At 64.5% G+C, this 20,499-nt stretch carries 18 protein-coding genes and 1 pseudogene; 11 read left to right on the top strand and 8 right to left on the bottom strand.

Annotated features, from left to right (window positions below; genetic code table 11):
* Together DV027_RS17890 and DV027_RS09935 are read right to left on the bottom strand one after the other, a co-directional pair.
* On the bottom strand, positions 1–82 hold an 82-nt coding region (locus DV027_RS17890; RefSeq protein WP_242621833.1), incomplete at its 3' end, for an alkaline phosphatase family protein.
* Positions 78–854 (bottom strand): annotated as a pseudogene (locus DV027_RS09935) (alkaline phosphatase family protein); the annotation flags it as partial. The pseudogene DV027_RS09935 and the gene DV027_RS17890, both read right to left, overlap by 5 nt.
* Positions 855–1,058: 204 nt before the next feature.
* On the opposite strand from DV027_RS09935, the gene DV027_RS09930 reads away from it, so the two are divergent.
* Positions 1,059–1,787, top strand: coding sequence for a CDP-diacylglycerol diphosphatase (locus DV027_RS09930; protein WP_130731650.1), 729 nt, complete (start codon positions 1,059–1,061; stop codon positions 1,785–1,787).
* Between the two features lie 328 nt (positions 1,788–2,115).
* Here the strand turns inward: DV027_RS09930 and DV027_RS09925 are convergent, their stop codons facing one another.
* Together DV027_RS09925 and DV027_RS09920 are read right to left on the bottom strand one after the other, a co-directional pair.
* Positions 2,116–2,595, bottom strand: a complete 480-nt coding sequence (locus DV027_RS09925) for a DUF3574 domain-containing protein (RefSeq protein ID WP_130731649.1) — start codon at positions 2,593–2,595, stop codon at positions 2,116–2,118.
* A 106-nt stretch (positions 2,596–2,701) separates the two neighbouring features.
* Entirely contained in the window at positions 2,702–3,085 is a 384-nt protein-coding gene (locus DV027_RS09920) for a VOC family protein (RefSeq protein WP_130731648.1), read from the bottom strand.
* A gap of 201 nt (positions 3,086–3,286) precedes the next feature.
* On the opposite strand from DV027_RS09920, the gene DV027_RS09915 reads away from it, so the two are divergent.
* On the top strand, positions 3,287–3,979 hold the full coding sequence (locus tag DV027_RS09915; RefSeq protein WP_130731647.1) for a YfdX family protein: 693 nt from the start codon (positions 3,287–3,289) through the stop codon (positions 3,977–3,979).
* Positions 3,980–4,095: 116 nt separating this feature from the next.
* Here the strand turns inward: DV027_RS09915 and DV027_RS09910 are convergent, their stop codons facing one another.
* Complete coding sequence (locus DV027_RS09910) at positions 4,096–4,566, bottom strand: hypothetical protein (protein ID WP_130731646.1); 471 nt, start codon at positions 4,564–4,566, stop codon at positions 4,096–4,098.
* A 306-nt stretch (positions 4,567–4,872) separates the two neighbouring features.
* Here DV027_RS09910 and DV027_RS09905 point away from each other — a divergent pair, with 306 nt between their 5' ends.
* From DV027_RS09905 to DV027_RS09895, 3 genes are all read left to right on the top strand, one after another.
* The gene (locus DV027_RS09905) at positions 4,873–5,247 is read left to right on the top strand and encodes a con-10 family general stress protein (RefSeq protein ID WP_207303466.1); all 375 of its coding nucleotides are present in this window, start codon (positions 4,873–4,875) and stop codon (positions 5,245–5,247) included.
* A 99-nt stretch (positions 5,248–5,346) separates the two neighbouring features.
* Positions 5,347–5,880: a DUF4142 domain-containing protein gene (locus DV027_RS09900; RefSeq protein ID WP_130731645.1), complete on the top strand. Its 534-nt coding sequence runs from the start codon at positions 5,347–5,349 to the stop codon at positions 5,878–5,880.
* 92 nt (positions 5,881–5,972) lie between these two features.
* Entirely contained in the window at positions 5,973–6,158 is a 186-nt protein-coding gene (locus DV027_RS09895; RefSeq protein ID WP_130731644.1) for a hypothetical protein, read from the top strand.
* A gap of 48 nt (positions 6,159–6,206) precedes the next feature.
* Here the strand turns inward: DV027_RS09895 and DV027_RS17735 are convergent, their stop codons facing one another.
* Positions 6,207–6,476, bottom strand: coding sequence for an immunity protein Imm33 domain-containing protein (locus tag DV027_RS17735; RefSeq protein WP_475584075.1), 270 nt, complete (start codon positions 6,474–6,476; stop codon positions 6,207–6,209).
* Positions 6,477–6,485: 9 nt separating this feature from the next.
* Entirely contained in the window at positions 6,486–6,878 is a 393-nt protein-coding gene (locus DV027_RS17730; RefSeq protein WP_207303464.1) for a hypothetical protein, read from the bottom strand.
* Between the two features lie 240 nt (positions 6,879–7,118).
* Between DV027_RS17730 and glgA the strand changes: the two genes are divergently transcribed.
* The 6 genes from glgA to treY all read left to right on the top strand — a co-directional run bounded on the left by glgA (position 7,119) and on the right by treY (position 19,745).
* Positions 7,119–8,753 (top strand): glycogen synthase GlgA, encoded by a 1,635-nt coding sequence (glgA, locus tag DV027_RS09885; RefSeq protein ID WP_130731643.1) that lies wholly within the window; start codon positions 7,119–7,121, stop codon positions 8,751–8,753.
* Between the two features lie 63 nt (positions 8,754–8,816).
* On the top strand, positions 8,817–11,036 hold the full coding sequence (glgB, locus tag DV027_RS09880) for a 1,4-alpha-glucan branching protein GlgB (protein WP_130731642.1): 2,220 nt from the start codon (positions 8,817–8,819) through the stop codon (positions 11,034–11,036).
* Entirely contained in the window at positions 11,033–13,162 is a 2,130-nt protein-coding gene (glgX, locus tag DV027_RS09875) for a glycogen debranching protein GlgX (protein WP_130731641.1), read from the top strand. The genes glgB and glgX overlap by 4 nt, the downstream gene beginning before the upstream one ends.
* Positions 13,159–14,940, top strand: coding sequence for a malto-oligosyltrehalose trehalohydrolase (gene treZ / locus DV027_RS09870; RefSeq protein ID WP_130731640.1), 1,782 nt, complete (start codon positions 13,159–13,161; stop codon positions 14,938–14,940). Before glgX ends, treZ begins: the two co-directional genes overlap by 4 nt.
* Positions 14,933–17,008 (top strand): 4-alpha-glucanotransferase, encoded by a 2,076-nt coding sequence (gene malQ / locus DV027_RS09865; RefSeq protein ID WP_130731639.1) that lies wholly within the window; start codon positions 14,933–14,935, stop codon positions 17,006–17,008. Before treZ ends, malQ begins: the two co-directional genes overlap by 8 nt.
* Complete coding sequence (gene treY / locus DV027_RS09860) at positions 17,001–19,745, top strand: malto-oligosyltrehalose synthase (protein WP_130731638.1); 2,745 nt, start codon at positions 17,001–17,003, stop codon at positions 19,743–19,745. The genes malQ and treY overlap by 8 nt, the downstream gene beginning before the upstream one ends.
* A gap of 51 nt (positions 19,746–19,796) precedes the next feature.
* On the opposite strand, the gene DV027_RS09855 is transcribed toward treY, so the two are convergent.
* Positions 19,797–20,300, bottom strand: coding sequence for a hypothetical protein (locus DV027_RS09855; RefSeq protein ID WP_130731637.1), 504 nt, complete (start codon positions 20,298–20,300; stop codon positions 19,797–19,799).
* Positions 20,301–20,499: the final 199 nt, after the last annotated feature.

Here is a 20,499-nt window from a genome sequence, read left to right as displayed (position 1 = left end):
CGGCCCAGGCCACGAACATGTCGTTGCGGCCGCCGTTGATCTGCATCTGGTTCTGGTAGAAGCGGTGCCACAGGTCCGGCATAAAAATCGGGCGTAAGGTTGCCATCGCGTGTGAATTTGGGGATGCCCTCTAGCGCTGAACGGGGTGAATCAGCCGCCACGAGCAGGGCCGTGCCCGATGGCGCTACGGCCGAAATGACCGGCTGCGCCGGGCTGGTATCGGCCTGCGGATAAAAGGGCGCGCACGCGCAGGCCAGCCACTGGTGGTTGAGGAACGAGCCGCCAAACGCCCCCATGAAGAAGTGGTCGGCCAGCGTGTAGCGCCGGGCGATCTGCCACATTTCCATATGCGATCCGTCCCACTCGCTCATGGGGAGTGCCCCGGAATCGGCCCAGGCCACGAACATGTCGTTGCGGCCGCCGTTGATCTGCATCTGGTTCTGGTAGAAGCGGTGCCACAGGTCCTGCGTGAGCGTGCTGAGCGGGCGGTTGAAGCCCTGCGGGTCATCAATGCGGAAGGGCTGGTTGGGCAGGTGCGCGCTCATGGCCTGGGTTATGGGGTCGGCCGCGCCGCGGGCTGTCAGGCCGCCCCATACGGGTGGCAGTTCGCGCAGCACGCTGCCATCACGGTCGCGCTGGGGCCGTAATCGCGCCGCCCTGCTGCCCGATGTATCCGCGCCGGGAAAGCCGTTATAGAGATTATCGAAAGACCGGTTCTCGGCAAAGATGACCACGACCGTTTCGATCTGTTGCATGCCCGCAGGTGCTGCCTGACCGGCAGGGGCGCCCATCATGCCTGCCAGCAGGACCGTAAGCGTGGTGGAGCGGAGCAGGGGGCGGGTCAGGGGGGCCATGAGGTCTCGGATGCTGTGAGCGTAAAGGCCTGTTTATAGAAAAGACCGGCAGGGGGAGGAAATGCAGGGGGCCTGCCTTTCATGAAAAATTCATACAGCGGCGCGGGTCGGTTTCCTGATTATACTGGCCCGGTCATCCTATCGGAGCAGGTCATGTTTTTCCATGAGGCTGGCAGCATGCAGCCCCTGTGCTTTATCCGGCGCATGAAGAGGTACTTGTTACTGGTCATGTTACTGGCATGGGTACAGCATGCCTGGGCCGGGCCGGATGCGCTATGGCATATCGTGCATGAACAATGCCGCCCACATGGGCCGGACCATTCTGTCAGCCCCTGCGTGGTGGTGAATGACCGCTATGCCGTGTTGAAGGACCGCGTGGGGGCCAGCCAGTACCTGCTTATTCCCACCAGGCGCCTGACCGGCATGGAAGACCCGTTCATTACGCGCGCCGATGCGCCTGATTACTTCGCCTATGCCTGGCGGCAGAGCGGTCGGGTCAGCCAGAGCCTTGGGCGCGCCCTGCCACCTGATGACCTGTCTCTGGCCATCAACTCGGCTTATGGCCGCAGCCAGAACCAGTTGCATATCCATGTGGACTGCATCCGCCCCGATGTAAAAGTGGCGCTGCACTGGGCGCGGTCCCGGCTCGGCCCGGCATGGGTACCGCTGCCGCTTGCAGGCCACGCCTATCGGGCGCGCCTTGTGGGAACGGGCAGCCTCGCGGGCATCCGCCCCTTCCGCCTGCTGAGGCGTGACATGGCAGACCCTGTGCACGAGATGGGGCGCCACACGCTGATGGTGAGTGCCATGACACGACCTGACGGATTGGTGGATTTTGTTTTGCTTGATGACCGCGCCGACCCGACCCACGCTGACCCGGCAAGCGGGGAGGAATTACAGGATCATACCTGCGGCATTGCACGTTTTCCCTGAAACAGGGTGAAGGTTGCCCGGGCGCTTCCGGCAGCGCCTGCTTCCTGAAATTGCGCGGAAATGTTTTCTGTTCCAAAGTAAGATATGAATATATAAAATTTCATATTAATATTATTTATTATTCATGGTCATCGGAAAATATAATTTGTAATAGCCCATATTTAGTACAGATTCTTTCGTAAAATAGTGAAGCCTCATCTGGACGGCATATAAATAAAACTTTTTGGTGTCGCCTTTTTTCATAAAGGCGACGTCTTTCAAAACATCATGAAAAAGCTTTACCAAAAACTTTGATAATTACAGGCCCATGTCCGCATTGCCTATCGTTTCAGAACGCGGCACAGCCCGGCGTGATGACCAGCCCCACGGTATCCTGCCCGAAGCGTTGGCGATAGGCCTGGCGTATCGCTTCAAGCCGCGGCCTGAGGTCGGGGGTGAGAGGGGTTGCAACCCATATGATGCGCGAGGGTTCGCGTATGACGCGCCCGGTGCGTTCATCCTGCCACTGTCCTGTCATGCGCAGGACCGAAAAACCGGCCGGAAAGCGCGGGGTGACAGTGTCGCGCACAAAACGGGCCCAGTCCCGCCGGCTGACATGGCCGCCATCAGGGCGTTTAAGGCCAAACAGCAACGACACCTGCAGCACGGGCGGGGCATGCAACGCCGTGCAGGCGGCCTGTAGCGCATCAGGGGCCGGTGCCTCTGGGCCGCGTGCGTGGCCGGGTTGCCCCCAGGCCACCGTACCGGCCACAATAGCGGCGGCGCACAGGTACCATTGCCTTGAAAAAACAGGAGGCTGGCAGTTCATGCTCGGTCTTTTTCCTGCCCGCTACGGGGCGCAGCATAGTGGAAAGTTTTGGTGCCGCCTTTAGTGACAAAAGGCGGCACCCGGCAACTTTGCCCGGCAGCCCGGATCAGGACTGGACGCGATAGAGCGCGCACAGCTTGTTGCCGGTCGGGTCGCGCAGATAGGCCAGGTACAGGTCGCCATTGGGCATGTGGCGAATGCCCGGCGGGTCCTCGCAGGTGGTGCCGCCATTGGCCACGCCGGCGGCATGCCATGCGTCGATTACTTCAGGCGAGGGGGCGGCAAAGCCGATCGTGCCCCCGTTGGCGGCCGTGGCGGGCTGGCCGTTCACCGGCTTTGTTACGAGGAAAAAACCCGTATCGCCCTTGTAGAACAGCTTGCCCTTGGCATTGACGGTGGCGGCGGGCACGCCAAGGGTTGCGAATATGCTGTCATAGAATTTCTTAGCGGCTTCAATATCGTTTGCGCCAACGGTAACATGGCTGAACATGCAGTTTCTCCCTGAGCGATAATGGTCTGGCGCGATCATGGCACGGTGTGCCGCGGGCCGACAACCGCCCCCACGCGATCCGGATGGTAACGATGGGAATAGTCATGGACCCCGCATGCCATTTTTTGTAACATTCCGTCCGGGCCCGGATATCCGGGCCACAGAATAAATAACAGACAGATTGCTCTGAAAAGGGAAACCATGCGTTTTATCGCTTCACTGGCCGCCGTGGCGGGACTGCTCGCCGCACCCCTGGGTGCCCAGGCGGCATCGGTGCATACGGATTGGGAAAAGTTCAAGGCCACCCGTGCATTCAATCACCTTTCGGCTGATGGGCAGCGCGCCATGCTCGACGTGCTCAACGCCAAGCAGGTGCTCGACGCAGGCCAGACCGATGCCGCCATTCCCGCGCTGTATGATGCCACCAAGCGCCTGACCGCCGCAGGCAAGGCCAGCACGCAGTTCATCGCCGCCGAGACCAGCCTCCATCCCGCCCCGCAGCACCCGGCGGCGCCCGGCCATGTGGCAGGCACCACGCCGGTGACCTGGATTCCGGTTGGCGGTGAAATCATTGGCAGTGAGACCCTGGCCCCCGAGAAGAAGGCCGCCATTGCCACCGCCAATACCCAGCTCAAGGCAGGCCAGACCAAGCAGGCCGCGCAGACGCTGCAGGTCGTGGGCGAGGATGCCGATTTCATCATGGCGCTGACAGCGCTTGAACCCACGCAGGGGGCGATCAACCGCGCCACCGTCTTTACCGAGGCCCGTCACCCGCAGGAGGCTTCCGCGGCCCTGCAGCAGGTGCTTGATAATGTCGTGTTCGTCTCGGAGGATGTGTCCGAGACGCTGCCCCCTCCGGGTGCGCAGGCCCCGGCCGCTCCCGCGCAGAAATAATCTGCCACGAACGTAAAAAGCGGCTCCGGAACCCGGGAAAGCTTTTTTTGATGCCGCCTTTATTTTAAAGGCGGCATTATTTTTTAAATGCTGGAACATCCCGTAGGGCAGGGCGGTTATTCTTCCCCGCCACCCACCTTTTTCTTTTCACGCTCGGCATCCACGCTCATGCGCTGGAACGCGCCAAGCGAAAGGACGATGAAGGTTGCCACCACCAGCAGGCTGGCAGGGTAGAGAATGGCGGCTGGTTCGCTTGTACTGGTCTCGAAAACGCCGACCAGACCTTCAATGAACACCGCGATGATGATGGTGGTGATGAACTTGGTCAGGCTGGCCCGTGCCTCGCCCAGGCTTTTCTTGCCACTGGTCTGGATCACCTCCTCCTCCACGAAGTACTTGGCCACATCAAATACCGCCACCGCAATCACGACATAGCTGATGGCCTGCAATATAGCGTTGCGGCCCGCATGCCATGACTGCCCCACCGCCCTGAGCAGGTCGGACATGCCAAATGTCAGCAGGAAAAGGGCCAGCATCATGAGCAGAAGGCTGGCGCAGGCAAATGCGAAGCGGGACAGATGGTGCATGGTTCTCTTTTCCTGACGCGGTAGCCCGTGGGCACGGGCTACCTATCGCATGGCGTGGGGATGGGTTGCGGGCAAAGTGCGGGCTGCCGCTTCGCTTTACTATGGATTTGGCTCATATAATGCATTTGTGGTCCTGAATATTTATTTTTTATTTTCCAGGACCATGCCGAAACTGCTCGCCGGTTGCCTCGTTGAACCCTCCACAGTGCATATGGCCGGGATTGCTTTCTCACCACGGACCCATGGGGCGGCGAGAAAAAACAAGGACCCCGTAGCCGCGCTGTAATCTGGAAAAGGTGAACGATCATGGCTTATCGCATTCCCATGCAAGAACGCACCCGCACTGCCACCCTGGCGCCAGCTGACAGCCGGGGCGGTGGTGGCGCCGCGCATAATCCGGGCAACTTCGCCGATGACCGCAAGAAGGCCTCGGAGGCGGGGCACAAGGGTGGCCAGCATAGCTCGGGCAATTTTGCCAAGGACCCCGAGCGCGCAGCCGAAGCAGGCCATAAGGGGGGCGAGCACAGCCCCGGCAATTTTGCCCATGACCCGGCAAAGGCCGCCGAGGCAGGCCACAAGGGCGGCCAGCACAGTGGCGGCAATTTTGCCAAGGACCCCGAACGCGCGGCGGAAGCCGGGCGCAAGGGCGGCCAGCATAGCCACGATCATGATAAATCCTGACTGATGCGGGGTGCGCGGAACCCCTGCCTGGTTCCGCCCCCTCCCATTGCCCGGCCGGGCCGGGATGATACGGATTTCTGATCCATCTGGAGCAAAACAATGAAAAAAAGCATGATGGTGATACTGGGGCTGGTTGCCTGCGTGCCCGCGCCGGTCCTGGCCCAGTCCATACCCGAAAAGGCAGGCATCAATTCGCTGATGGGGGTCGCGCCCCGCACGGAGGATTTCATCAAGATCGCCACCATCAGCGATATGTTCGAGATCCAGTCCAGCGAACTGGCATTGCAGGATAACGACCCCAAGCTCACCGCCTTCGCCAACCGGATGATCGAAGACCACAAGAAAACATCTGCTGCCCTGAAAGACCTCCTCCAGAGCAGTAACGTGCAGGTCAGTCCGCCCACCGGCATTGATGAGGCCCATCAGGACAAGCTTGACCACCTCAAGACCCTGCATGGCCGTGACTTCGCCCTGCAGTACCGCGCGGACCAGATCGCGGGGCATGAAGATGCTGTCTCGCTCTTCCGCCGTTATGCGCAGAGCGGTGATAACGCAGCCCTCAAGACATGGGCAGGCAATACATTGCCCACGCTTGAAAACCACCTGCAGATGGCCAAGGACCTGCCCCAGTAAAACACCCGGCAAAGCACCGGGCAAAACCACAGGCATGCTACTTTCCTGCCCGGGAGGCGGCATGCATCAACGTCTGCCAAGGGAGTATTCCCATGCAATACGGTCAGGACAAACAGATGCGCGGCGGGGCGGTAACCGACCCACGCCGCGATACGCCTCTCGCCACCCCGGCAGAAAAACGGCATGTCTTTATTGTGGGGGGCATGGTGGTGTTTTTTGTAACGCTTATCGTGCTGACATGCCTGTTTGCGCCCCATATCCCGCTGCCACGGTTCTGATCGTGGCGGCAGTGCCTGTAAAGCCGCCTTTTTTTAACGAAGGCGGCATTATCTGTCCTCTGCAAGTCTGCTGGCTGCAGGGTCGAAGCCAATGCTGTCCCGCGCCGTATCGAACCGCCACCCGGGCGGCAGGGCCAGATACCGCGCCAGTTCAGGGCGCATGGCTGTGACATGGCAGGCATGTACGGTTTTCAGGCTGGTGATGTCATCATCATAAAGGTCGGTGGTGATCCACCAGCCTGACATATGGGGTGGGGACGGATAGCGCACGCCCTGCACCACATCACCCTCATACACCCCATCGGAGATGACGACCAGCTGCTCGGGCTAGGGCGGGCTGAACACCGCCTGTACGCTGCGGCAGGTGGCATGCTGTTCTTCCCAATAGGTCACGCAAGCATCCACGCCGCTCTGTTCTTCCAGCCCGAAGGTGGGGCAGGCGGGCACGGGTTCATGAAAATAGAGGTAGCCGTCAGCCGCAAGCGCGCCACGCGTGGCCCAGTAGCTGTAACGGATCGGGGTGTCAGGTTCTATGGGCCTGTGTTTTATGGTGATGCGCTCGATGGCGTGGCACAGGAAATTTTCATACCCGGCAAGCAGGCGGGACTGCGATACGGTTGCGCGTAATTCATGCCCGTTACTGTCGAGCAGTCCCGATATGTGCAGGCTCAGGCCGTTTTTATGAGTGTTATGACCGGGGTCATATTCTGTCATTTTCATGTCGGGGCGGCGTGGGGGAACGGGCCTGTCCTGAGCTGGGCATAATAAACACATGCGTCGGTATTGCAAACGGGGACATGGAATTGCCATTTTTATTGAGGTGTCACTGAACAGATAAGTAAAACGACTCCATGCGCAGGATCACTTAACCGTGTGGGTGAGACCATGGGGTTAATACCCCGTTAACCGATACAGATCCAGAAATGGCACCGGTTTCTCCTCCTGCAAGGAAACAGGCCGATGATGAATGCGGTTACGCCTTTTTCAACCCCGATCCGCCTGCTTTCAGTCGCGGCAGAGATGTTTCCCTTCGTCAAGACCGGGGGGCTGGGCGATGTGGCGGGTTCCCTGCCACATGCGCTGGCCCCTTATGGCGTGGAGGTCACGACCCTGCTGCCCGGCTACCCCGCCGTGCTGGCGGCACTGCCTGCGCGCGCGCAGGTCATGCATCACCCCGACCTGCTAGGGCATGAGGCCACGCTGTGGTCGGCCCATGTGGCGGGACTGGACCTGCTGGTGCTTGACGTGCCCGCCCTGTTCGACCGCCCCGGCAACCCCTATCTTGGCCCCGAGGGGCAGGACTGGCCCGATAACGGCATCCGCTTTGCAGCCCTTTCACGCATGGCGGCGGATATTGCCCAGGGCCGCACCCCGCATCCACGCCCCGACCTGGTGCAGGCGCATGACTGGCAGGCCGGGCTTGTGGCAGCCTACCTGCATCATGACCACGTCAGGGCAGGGCAGGGCGGCCAGCCCGTGGCCACCCGCGTTCCGGTCATCCAGACCATCCACAACCTTGCCTTCCAGGGGCGGTTTCCCGCCGGGTGCCTGGCCGAATTCGGCCTCCCTCCCGAGGCGTTCTCGGTTGAGGGGTGCGAATGCTACGGGGCCATCAGCTTCCTCAAGGCGGGGCTGTACCATGCCGACCGCATCACCACCGTCTCGCCATCCTACGCGCAGGAAATCCAGACACCTGAAGGCGGCATGGGTCTCGATGGCCTGCTGCGCCACCGCAGCGACCGGCTGGAGGGCATTCTCAACGGCATCAGCACCGAGACATGGAACCCCGCCTCCGACCCGGCGGTGCATTTTCCCTACATGGTGGGCGATACCGTGGGGCGCGCGCCCAACAAGCGCGACCTGCAGGCGGAATTCGGCCTGTGGGCCGACCCGGATGCCTTTGTGGTGGGCGTTGTCAGTCGCCTGACCGCGCAAAAGGGCATCGACCTGCTTGCCGATGTCACGCCACGCCTGCTGGAAGGCAACACCCAGCTGATCGTGGTGGGCGAGGGCGACCGCGAGATCGAGCGCCGCCTCGCTGGCCTGCAGCGCCAGTTTCCCGGCCGGTTCGCCTGCCATCTCGGCTATAGTGAATCCCTTGGCCACCGCCTGCCTTCGGCGGTCGATGCACTGCTCATCCCCTCGCGCTTCGAGCCCTGCGGGCTGACCCAGCTTGGCGCGCTGCGTTATGGCGCGGTGCCGGTCGCCGCCCGCGTGGGCGGCCTGGCCGACACCATCGTCAATGCCAACCCCGCCGCCATTGCCCAGGGCGCTGCGACCGGCTTCCTGTTCACCCCCGTTGATGGCGAGACCCTGCTCGCCACCGTGGTGCGCGCCCGCCTGCTCTACCGGCGCAACCGCCGCATGTGGCGCCAGCTCCAGCTTACGGGCGCGGCCTATGACGTGTCGTGGAACGAGAAGGCCGCCCACTACGTCACGCTGTTTGCCGAGATGCTGGGCATGGATGCGGGCGGCCGGGCGGATTCAAACGTGATCAGCCTGCCATCGGGGCGGCATGGCCTGCGCGAGGGCCGCAGGCGGCGCATCGCGCGCAGGCCGCCCCGCCTGTCGCGCGCGCTGGCAGTTCCCCATTAATGCGCCCGGCCCCTTGGGGCGTCACTCCACGGCATATCCCGACAGCACAGTAAAGGCCCCGGCATGCGGATCAGGCACGATGCAGCCCACTATGTCCTCCCCGATGGTATTGATGATCTTGTGCATGGGCGCAGTTCTGACCCGTTTGCCATTCTTGGCCGCCATAACATGGGGCGTGTCGATGTCATCCGCGTGCTGTACCATGATGCGGCGCGCGTGCGGCTGGTGGTTGAACGCCCGCGCGCCAGCCCGATCGAGCGCCCCATGCGGCGCATGGACGACACGGGGCTGCATGTCGGCACCATTCCCGCAGGCGCGCGCTATCACCTGAAAATCGTCTGGGCCGACGCGGTGGAGGAAACCGCCGACCCGTATTCATTCGGCCTGCTGCTCGATGAGGCGGAGCTGCGCCTGTTTGCCGAAGGCCGCCACCGCCAGCTTGACCACCTCATGGGGGCGCAGCCCATGGTGATTGACGGCACGCCGGGCGTGCGCTTTGCGGTGTGGGCGCCCAATGCGCGGCGGGTTTCGGTCATCGGGGATTTCAATTTCTGGGATGGCAGGCGCCACCCCATGCGCCTGCGCCACAGTGCCGGGGTGTGGGAGCTGTTCATTCCCGGCCTCGGCCCCGGCGAGCGCTACAAATTCGAGATCATGACGCGCGAGGGCCATATCCTGTCGCACAAGGCCGATCCCTTTGCCCGGTTTGCCGAGCGGCCGCCCGCCACCGCCTCGGTCGTGGCATCCCCCGCGCCGTTTGCCTGGAACGATGCGGACTGGATGGCCACGCGCGGGCGCGCGCAGGCCACGGATGCGCCGCTGGCCATATACGAGCTGCATGTTCCCTCATGGCGCAGGCCCCAGGGCGACCCGGACCGCATCATGTCGTGGCGGGAACTGGCGGGCGAGCTCATTCCCTACATGCAGGCGGCGGGCTTTACGCATGTAGAGTTGATGCCGGTGATGGAATATCCGTTTGGCGGCTCATGGGGCTACCAGCCGCTCGGGCTGTTCGCGCCCTCGGCCCGGCATGGCACGCCGGCTGATTTCGCGGCCTTCATCGATGCCTGCCACGCAGCCGGCATCGGCGTGATCCTGGACTGGGTGCCCGCCCATTTTCCCAACGACGTGCACGGGCTGGCCTGTTTCGATGGCTGCGCGCTGTACGAGCATCAGGACCCGCGCGAGGGCGTGCACCGCGACTGGAACACCCATATCTATAATTTTGGCCGCCATGAGGTGCGTGGCTTCCTCATCGCCAGCGCGCTGATGTGGCTGGAGCGCTTCCATATTGATGGCCTGCGTGTCGATGCCGTGGCCTCCATGCTGTACCGCGACTATAGCCGGCGGGAAGGGGAGTGGATCCCCAACATCCATGGCGGGCGTGAAAACCTCGAGGCGGTGGCCTTCCTGCGCCAGCTCAACGAGACCGTGCACGAAACCTGCCCCGATGCGATGATGATTGCCGAGGAATCCACCGCCTGGCCCGGCGTGACCCGCCCGGTGGCGCAGGGGGGGCTTGGCTTTTCCTATAAATGGAACATGGGGTGGATGCATGACAGCCTGCGCTTCTTTGCGCGTGATCCGCTGTGGCGTGGCCATCACCTCAATGAAATCCTGTTCGGGCTGCATTATGCCTTCAGCGAGCACTTCATCCTGTGCCTGTCGCATGATGAAGTCACCCACGGCAAGGGCTCGCTGCTGGCCCGCATGCCTGGTGACGGGTGGCAGCGCCATGCCAACCTGCGGGTGTTTTTCGCCTTCATGTGGGCCCATCCGGGGCGCAAGCTGGTGTTTATGGGCGCCGAGCTGGCGCAGGAGGCGGAATGGTCGCATGAAGGCGAGCCGCCATGGCGCAGTCTGGATGATCCGCTCAAGGCGGGCATGCTCGGTCTCATCACCGACCTCAACCGCCTTTATCGCGAACTGCCCGCCCTCCATGCGCTTGACAGCGACCCCGCCGGTTTTGCGTGGGTGATTGGCGATGACACCGCCAACGCCGTGCTGGCCTGGCTGCGGCTGGCGCCGGGCCATGCCCCGGTTCTGGTGGTGCTCAACCTGACCCCCGTGGTGCGCCATGGCTACCGCGTGGGCGTGCCGGTGGGCGGGCCGTGGCGCGAGCGCCTCAATTCCGATGCTGGCGCCTATGGCGGCAGCGGCGTGGGCAATGGTGGTGGCGTCATGGCGCAGCCCGAGCCCGCCCACGGCCAGCCCTGCTCGTGCGTGTTGACCCTGCCGCCGCTGGCAGCGCTCTACCTTCAGCCTGCGGGAGAAGGATCATGATGCGCTTCCCGCCCGCGCTATCGCCCGGCAGCCCCACGCGCCTCGGGGCGTGCTGGGATGGGCTTGGCGTCAATTTCGCGGTGTTCTCGGCCAATGCCCAGCAGATCGACCTGTGCATTTTCGACCCGCGCGACCGGCGCGAGATCGCACGCTTTCGCCTGCCCGAATATACCGATGAAATCTGGCACGGCTACCTGCCCGATGCCGAGCCGGGGCTGTTATACGGCTTTCGTGCCTTCGGGCCATATGACCCCGCCAACGGCCACCGCTTCAACCCGCACAAGCTGCTGATCGACCCCTATGCCCGCAGGCTTACGGGGCCGGTTTCATGGTCGGACACGCAGTTCGGCTACCGCCTGCACTCGCCGCGCGCCGACCTGTCCTTCGACCGGCGCGACAGCGCGCCCTCCATGCCCAAATGCGTGGTGGTGAACGACGCGTATGAGTGGGAGGATGACATCCTGCCCTGCGTGCCATGGGCGGATACCGTCATCATGGAGGCCCATGTCAGGGGCCTGACCATGCAGCGCGCGCTGGAGCGCAACCCCCAGCCCGGCACGTTCCAGGCCCTTGGCGCGCCGGAGATGATCGCCCACCTGCGCAGGCTGGGTGTGACCACGCTCGAGCTGCTGCCCATCCAGTGTTTCGCCCCCGAGCGTTACCTGATCGAGCGCAGGCTGACCAATTACTGGGGCTACAACACGCTGGCGTTCTTCGTGCCGCATGCGGGCTATCTGGCCAGTGGCTCGGCGCATGAACTGCGCGCGGCCATCAGGCGGCTGCACAAGGCGGGCATCGAGGTGGTGATGGATGTGGTCTACAACCACACCTGCGAGGGCAGCGAACTCGGTCCGACCCTGTGTTACCGCGGGCTGGACAACGCCACCTATTACAGCCTCGTGCCCGGTGACGAGCGCCACCTCATAAACGATACAGGCTGCGGCAACACGCTCAACCTGTCGCACCCGCGCGTGCTGCAGATGGTGCTGGACTCTCTGCGCTACTGGGCAAGTGAATTCCACATCGATGGCTTCCGCTTCGACCTCGCCCCGGTGCTGGGCCGCGAGCCTTACGGCTTTGACCAGGGATCGGGCTTTTTCGATGCCATCATCCAGGACCCCGTGCTGTCCACCCGCAAGCTCATTGCCGAGCCATGGGACCCCGGTCCCGGTGGCTACCAGTTCGGCAACTTCCCGCCCGGATTTGCCGAATGGAATGACCGCTTCCGTGATACCACGCGGCGCTTCTGGCGTGGCGATGGCCAGCAGCTTGGCGATCTCGCCGCCCGCATCGCAGGCTCGGGCGACCTGCTCGACCGCAGGGGGCGCAGGCCGTGGAGCTCGGTCAACCTCATTACCGCGCATGACGGCTTCACGCTCGAGGACGTGGTCAGCTACGCCGAGCGCCATAACGAGGCCAATGGGGAAGACGGCCAGGATGGCAGTGCGGATAACAACAGCGCCAACTGGGGCGTGGAAGGCCCGACCGATGACCCCGCCATCCTTGACCTGCGTGGCCGCGTGCAGCGTGCCATGATGGCGACCCTCATGTTCGCGCACGGAACCCCCATGCTGCTGGCGGGCGATGAGTTTGGCCAGACCCAGAACGGCAACAACAACACCTACTGCCAGGACAACCCCACGAGCTGGCTGGACTGGAAGCGCGCCGCAACGCCGCAGGGCCGGATGATGACCGGCTTTGTCGCCCGCCTTGCCACGCTGCGCCGGGCCCACGCCTCGCTGCGCGCGGCGCGCTACATGCATGGCCGCCACAGGCCACTGCCTGATGTGCCCGATATTGGCTGGTTCAGCCATGATGGCACGCCCATGGAGGTGGAGCAGTGGAACGACGAAGCATGCCACCTGCTGGGCGTGCGCCGCGCCAGCACCGTGGCCGATGGCACGTTCGACATTACCTACATGCTGCTCAACGCCGGTAGCGAGGACATGAACGCCACGCTGCCCGAGCCCCCGGGGCAGTGGACCCTGCTGATCGACACCACGCGGCCCGAACGCGGGGCCGAAGCGCTGGCGGCGGACGTGCAGGACATCACCGTGCCCGCCCACGGGCTTGTGCTGCTGGCTTTCGTGCCCGGCAGCGATAACGAGGCGGAGGACGCCGCATGAGCACCCATTTCCAGTCTGACCGCGACATCGGGGCCACGTTGCTTGATGCCCGGCATACCCGCTTCCGGTTCTGGGCGCCCTCATGCCACACGGTCCTGCTCGAGGCTGAGGGCCATGCGCCGGTTGCCATGGCCCGCGACAGGGAAGGGTGGTTTGAATGCGTGTTCCCCTGCGGGGCGGGCACGCGCTACCGCTACCGCGTGGCCCGCGACCTTGCCGTGCCGGACCCCGCATCATGCTACCAGCCCGATGATGTGCGGGGGCCAAGCGAGGTGGTCGACCCTGCCGCCTATGACTGGCGGCATGGCGCATGGCCGGGCCGCCCGTGGCATGAGGTGGTCATATACGAGGTGCATGTGGGCCTGATGGGCGGTTATGACGGCGTGGCCCGCGAACTGCCGCGCCTTGCCGCCCTTGGCGTGACCGCAATCGAACTCATGCCGCTGGCCGAAGTGCCGGGCGGGCGCAACTGGGGTTATGACGGCGTGCTGCCTTTTGCCCCGGAATCCGCCTACGGCCCGCCCGATGCGCTCAAGGCCGTGATTGATACGGCGCACGGGCTGGGGCTCATGGTGTTCCTTGATGTGGTGTACAACCACTTCGGCCCGGACGGGAATTACCTGGCGGACTACGCAACCCCCTTCTTTAGGTATGACACGGCAACACCATGGGGGGCGGCCATCGATTTCAGGCAGGAGGCGGTCAGCCAGTTCTTTATTGATAACGCGCTGTACTGGCTCATGGAATTCCGCTTTGACGGGCTGCGGCTTGATGCCGTGCAGGCCATTGTGGACCGGGACTGGCTGCTGGCGCTGCCTGCCATCATCCGCAACCATGTCGAGCGCGGGCGGCATGTGCACCTGATCGTGGAAAATGAAAACAACGATGCCGGCCTGCTGCGCGCAGGCTATCGGGCCCAGTGGAATGATGATGCCCATAACGCCCTGCATGTGCTGCTGACCGGCGAGGACGAGGGCTATTATGGCAATTTCGCCCCCGATCCGGCGCCCGCGCTGGCGCGCGTGCTGGCCGAGGGCTTTGCCTTTCAGGGCGAGGTGCAGCCGGTCAACGGCAAGGCAAGGGGCAGCCCGAGTGCCGACCTCGCCCCGGACCGCTTCATCATCTTCCTGCAAAACCATGACCAGATCGGCAACCGTGCGCTAGGCGAGCGGCTGGGCGTGCTGGCCACGCCACAGGCCCTGCGCGCGGCCTACGGGCTGGTGCTCCTGTGCCCGCAGGTCCCGATGCTGTTCATGGGCGAGGAATGGGGTTCGCACCAGCCCTTCCTGTTCTTTACCGACTACAACCCGGCGCTGGGGCGGATCGTGCGCGAGGGGCGGCGGCAGGAATTTGCCGGTTTCTCGCATTTTGCCTCGGCGGAAAAGCGCGACACCATTCCCGACCCCAACGCGCCCGAAACCTATGCCGCCTCGCGCCTTGACCCCGCCGAGCGCGATAAACCGGCCCACAGGGAATGGAACGCGCAGATTGCGCAACTGCTGGCCCTGCGTCACGCCGAGATCACGCCCCGCCTGCCCGGCGCGCGCGCCATGGGGGCGCAGGTTCTGGGCACGGGAGCGGTTTTTGCCCGGTGGCGCATGGGCGATGGGGCGGTGCTGTCCATTGCCCTCAACCTGGCCGATGCGGCAGTGCCGCTGCCAGACATGCCGCAGGGGCGCTGCCTGCATGCGGTGCTGCCGCACGGGGCGGACCTGTTCTCCGCAACCCTGCCCCCTTATGCCATGATGGCCTGCCTGAACGAGGCCGAGGATGAATAACCGCACCCTTGTCGAGCGCGCCCGCCATGCCGGGCTGAGCCTGCGCTGGCGCGATGCTGCAGGCGAGATGCACCGCGTCTCGAACGAGAGCCTGCGCCGCCTGCTGGCCGTGCTGGAAGGCCATGCCCCTGCGCCACGCCCGCGCGGGGCATTGCCCGCCATGGTGGTGGGCGTTGCAGGCCAGGCCACCGTGCTGCCCCTGCCACCGGATGATGGAGGGGGCCGGTTTCGCCTCGTGCTGGAAAATGGCGCGCAGATCGAGGGCAGCCTGCGCCTGATGCGTGGCCACCCCGCACTCCCCCCCGTGGGGGTATGCGGCTACCACCGGCTGGAAGTGGGGGATACGCCCACCACCCTGGCCATAGCCCCCGCATCCTGCCCGCGGGTGAGCCGGATATGCGCAGGCGGCAGCGTGCGCCCATGGGGGCTGGGCACGCAGGTTTACGGCCTGCGCATGGCGGGCGATGGGGGGATCGGGCATTTTGGCGCGGTCGAAACCCTGGCCCGCGCAGCTGCAGCACGCGGGGCGGATGCGCTGGCCATCAGCCCGGCCCATGCCATGTTTGCAGCCCGCCCCGGGCAGTACAGCCCGTATTCACCCTCATCGCGCCTGTTCCTCAACGTGTTGCTGGCTGATCCGCATGCCGTGTTTGATGCCGCAACCGTGCAGGCCGCCGTGGTCAAGGGGGGCGCGGCCTATGTCGATACGCTCAGGCAACTTGAGGATGCGCCGCTGATCGACTGGGTGCGGGCCAGCACGTGTCGCTACCAGCTGCTCAGGCGGCTGTATGATGACCGGATCGCGGCCAGCCCGCCACAGGCCATGCGCGACTTCCGCGCGGCGGGCGGTAAAGCGCTCGAGCAGCATGCCCTGTTCGAGGCGTTGCATGCCTATTTCGCCACCCGTGGCGAACGCGGCGGCGACTGGCGGCGCTGGCCCGTGGCCATGCGCCAGCCCGACAGCCCCGAAGTGGCGCGGTTTGCGCAGGAATTCGCCCATGACGTAACCTTCCATGTGTTCGTGCAGTGGCTGGCGGCCACCAGCCTAGCCCGGGCCTGTACGGGCGCGCGCTCAGCGGGCATGCGCATCGGCCTGATCAAGGACATGGCGGTGGGCGTGGACCCGACGGGCAGCGAATGCTGGGCGCGCCAGTCCGAATTCCTGCTGGGTGCCGGTATCGGCGCGCCGCCCGATGCGCTCAGCCCGCTGGGGCAGGACTGGGGGCTGACCACGTTTTCACCCGCCGGGCTGCGGGCCACGGGCTACCGCGCCTTTATCGACACGCTGCGTGCGGGCTTCGCCCATGGCGGGGGCTTGCGCATCGATCATGTCATGGCGCTGGAACGGCTGTGGATCATACCGCAGGGCGGTGCTTCGGCGGAGGGGAGTTACCTGTCCTTTCCCGTGCGCGACCTCATGCGGCTTGTCGCCCTTGAGGCCATGCGCGCCGATGCCATGGTGATTGGCGAGGACCTGGGCACGGTCACCACCGCCTTTCGCAAGGCGGCGGGGGCACATGGCATCATGGGCATGAACGTGCTGTTTTTCGAGCGCACGCCGCAGGGCGTGTTCAAGCCACCCGCCACGTGGTCGCCCCATGCCACGGCCATGACCACCACCCATGACCTGCCCACGGTGGCAGGCTGGTGGCAGGGGACGGATATTGCCTGGCGCGAGAAACTGCACCAGCTTCCCCCGGGCCTCGACCCCAACACCGTGCATGACGAACGTGAAAATGACCGCACCGCCCTGTGGTCCGCCCTGATGCAGGACCGGCCCGCACCGGCTGCCCGGGGCAGGTGCGCGCAAAGGCCCCCGCCCAACGCCACGGGCGCGGCAAGGGTGGTGGAGGAGGCCATCGGCTTCGTGGGCCGGGCCGCGTGCCCGCTGGCCCTCGTGGCGGTGGAGGACATGCTCGGCCTTGCCGAGCAGCCCAACCTGCCCGGCACCACGAGCGGCCACCCCAACTGGCAGCGCCGCTACCCCGCCATGACCGCAACCCTGCTGTCGGGGCATGATACGCGCAGGCGCTTCAACCGCCTGCGCGCGGGGCGTGCCCATGAATAGCGCCATTCCGGCCGCCCTGGTGCGGGCTACGCTGCGGCTGCAGTTCCGCGCGGGCATGACGATCGATGACGCCACGGCCCTCGTGCCGCAATTCGCCCGCCTTGGCATAAGCCATCTGTATGCCTCGCCCCTGTTTGCCGCGCGCCCCGGCTCGACCCATGGCTATGATACCGTGGCCTATGATCGCATCGACCCTGCGCTGGGCGGCGAGGCGGCACTGGTGCGCCTGGCCGACCGGCTGCATGCCCACGGCATGGGGCTGATCCTTGATATCGTGCCCAACCACATGGCCGTTGATGCCCATAATGCGTGGTGGATGGATGTGCTGGCCTGGGGGCAGGCTTCGGCACATGCCACATGGTTCGACATCAACTGGCATGACCCGGACCCGGATCTGCGCGGGCGCGTGCTGCTGCCCTTCCTTGATCGCCCGCTGCCCGAGGCAATGGCGGCAGGCAGCCTTGTCCTGCGCCATGACGGGGATGGGGGGCTGTTCCATATCCATCACCATGAGCACAGCTTTCCGCTGAGCCCGGCCAGCTACGCATGCCTGCTGGCGCAGGTGGGGGCACCCGGCGCGCTGCTTGCGGCCTTCACCACCGTGGCGCTGCGCGGCGGCCCGGGGGCGGAAGCGGATTCTGCGCTGGCGGCCCTGCGGCACTGGGCGGCAACACAGCGCGGGCAGGCGGCCATGGCGCGGCTTGCCAGCCTGCATGATGGATGCGACCCCGCAGGCCATGCCCGCCTCGAGCGCCTGCTGGCCATGCAGCCATGGCGTCTGGCCTGCTGGCGTGATGCCGCGACACGGATCAACTGGCGGCGGTTTTTTGACATTACCGGCCTCGTGGGCGTGTGCGTGGAGCGCGCCGAGGTGTTCGAGGCCGTGCATGGCTATCTGTTCTCGCTTTACCAGCGCGGGCTGGTTGATGGCGTGCGGGTCGATCACATTGATGGGCTGGCCGCTCCCGCCGCCTACTGCCAGCGCCTGCGTGCCCGGCTTGACGCGCTGGCCCGCCTGCGCCCCGAAAGCGCCCTGCCGGGGGCGGCCATTTACGTGGAAAAAATTCTTGCCACCCACGAGAGCCTGCCTGCCGCCTGGCCGGTGGCGGGCACCACGGGCTATGACTTCATGGATCAGGTTTCCGCCGTGCTGCATGATGCGCGCGCGGCACCTGTGCTCGATCGGCTGTGGGCGGCGTGCGGGCCGGATGCCAGAGCCTGCGGCCTGATTGCGCGCGAGGCCCGAGCTCAACTGCTGGCTGAGGGTTTTGCCGCCGAATTCGCGCATCTGGCCCGCCTGCTGGCCACGGCGCTGAGGGCAGGGGGAATGGACTGCCCGCCTGCGGGCCTGCGGACGGTGCTTGAGGCCGTTCTGCTCTCCTTCACGTCCTACCGCACCTATTTTGGCGATGAGGTGGTGCAGGACCATGCCGAAGATGGCGCGGCGCTGCACGCTGCGGCAAAGACCGCCCGGCCACGGCTGGAAGGCGGCCTTGAACCGGTTCTTGATGCGGTAACGGGCATCCTGTCGGCCCGGCCGGAGCACGCGCCCGCAGCCTGCATGCGCCGCGCCGAGCAGGCCTTCGAGCACCTGACCGCACCGCTGGCCGCCAAATCAACGGAAGATACGACCTTCTACCGCTACGTGCGCCTGATCTCGCGCAATGAGGTGGGGTCCGACCCCGCACGGCTTGGCCTTGCGGTTGCGGATTTCCATGCGGGCTGCACCGCGCGCGCGCGCCAGCACCCTGCCGCCATGCTCACGACTGCGACCCATGACCACAAGCGTGGCGAGGACAGCCGCGCCCGCCTGGCCGTGTTGAGCGAGATGGCGCCACAGTGGCACGCGCAGGTCAGCGAATGGTTTGCCCGCAATGGCGCGCAAACGGCTATCGGGCCGGACCGCATTGATGAACTGATGCTGTACCAGACCATGCTCGGCGCGTGGCCGCTCACCCCCTTTGCCAGCGAGGATGCGCGTAAGGCGTGGTGCGAGCGGATCGTGCAATGGCAGACCAAGGCCCTGCGCGAGGCCAAGCGCCATACCAACTGGCTCGACCCCGACATGGCCTATGAAGAAGCCTGCGCGGCCTTTGTGCGCCGCCTTGCCGCCAACCCTGCTTTCATGGCGCAGATGGAGGGGGTGGTAGCCCGGATTGCCCCGGCGGGCGCGCTCAACGGGCTGGCGCAGACCCTGCTGCGGCTGACCACGCCCGGCGTGCCGGACCTGTACCAGGGCTGTGATTTATGGGATTTCAGCCTCGTTGACCCCGATAACCGCCGCCCGGTTGATTTCGGCCTGCGCCATGCGCTGCTCGAACACGCGGGCAGTTTTGATGCCTCCGCTGCCTCATGGCGCACGGGGCAGGTCAAGCTCGACCTGATCCGGCGCATCCTGTCGTTTCGGGCCCGTTACCCGGACCTGTTTGCCCACGGCCGCTACCAGCCGCTTGAGGTGGAAGGAGCGGAGCGCGAGCACGCCATTGCCTTCCTGCGCGAGCATGACGGGTTCAGCCTGCTGGTGGTGGCCCCGCGCCTGCCGCTGGGCATGGACGTGCAGGCCGATACGCTGGCCGTAGGGCGCGACATGGCGCTGCGCGTGATCCTGCCGCAGCCAGTCGGCCCGTGGCACAGCCTGCTGGGTGCCGTGCCACTTCAGGCCGCCGTGCCGTTTACGCGCGGGCAGGTGCCCCTTGTCTGCCTCGTGCATGATGCGGGTGGCCGGGGACTGCCGTGAAATCAGGCGGTGGCGAGGGAACGCAGTTCGGTAAAAAGGATTTCCTTGCCGTCATAAACCGGTCGATCGTAGCTGAAACCAGTCAGGCGCTGGATCACGCTGACCGGTACACCAAAAAACATATCCACGCTTGTGTTCATGTTGGCCTTGGTACGGGCTGCCATCGATGATGGCCCTGCTTTCGGGCGGCAGGGTACCGGTGCACTCAAGGTTGTCGCACCTCTTGTGGCCATCGTAGGTAATATTCCACGAACTGCACATCCTGCCGTAATCATCATAATCATACCCGAAGCCGACGCTCATCATGGTTGTTTCCAGCACGCAGCAGCCCACGATGCTGTGCCTGCCCCTGAACGGCAGGTGAACCGGCTCGCTGTCGGGCAGGTATTCACACTGGCTGGACCACGGGATGGTCCACCCCGTGGGCCTGTCGGCAATGGAAAAATCGGCCTTGCGTGCCTCATCCCTGATCCCGGTATCCTCGAATTCCATAAGGGCCAGTATTTCTTCCCGGCTGACACCATGAAACGCAGGACAGGAGGAATTGAAGCCCATTATTTAAATCCCGAATATCATAAGCAGGTTATTATAGACAAAATATGCCATAATATTGGTGCCCGTGCAGGCACACCCCCTGCGCCTCTTGCCCGACACCGGTAAAACGGCGCAGGCCGGGCGTGCCGATATATTGCCACAGGCGGTTTCTTGCTACGGTTTGACGGCGGGGGAGAGGAAAATTATCCTGTCCACCCCA

Source organism: Komagataeibacter xylinus (genome assembly GCF_004302915.1).
Taxonomy (GTDB): Bacteria; Pseudomonadota; Alphaproteobacteria; order Acetobacterales; family Acetobacteraceae; genus Komagataeibacter; species Komagataeibacter xylinus_C.
The sequence above is the reverse complement of the archived record's forward strand: the minus strand, read 5'-3'. Positions and strand labels throughout refer to the sequence as shown.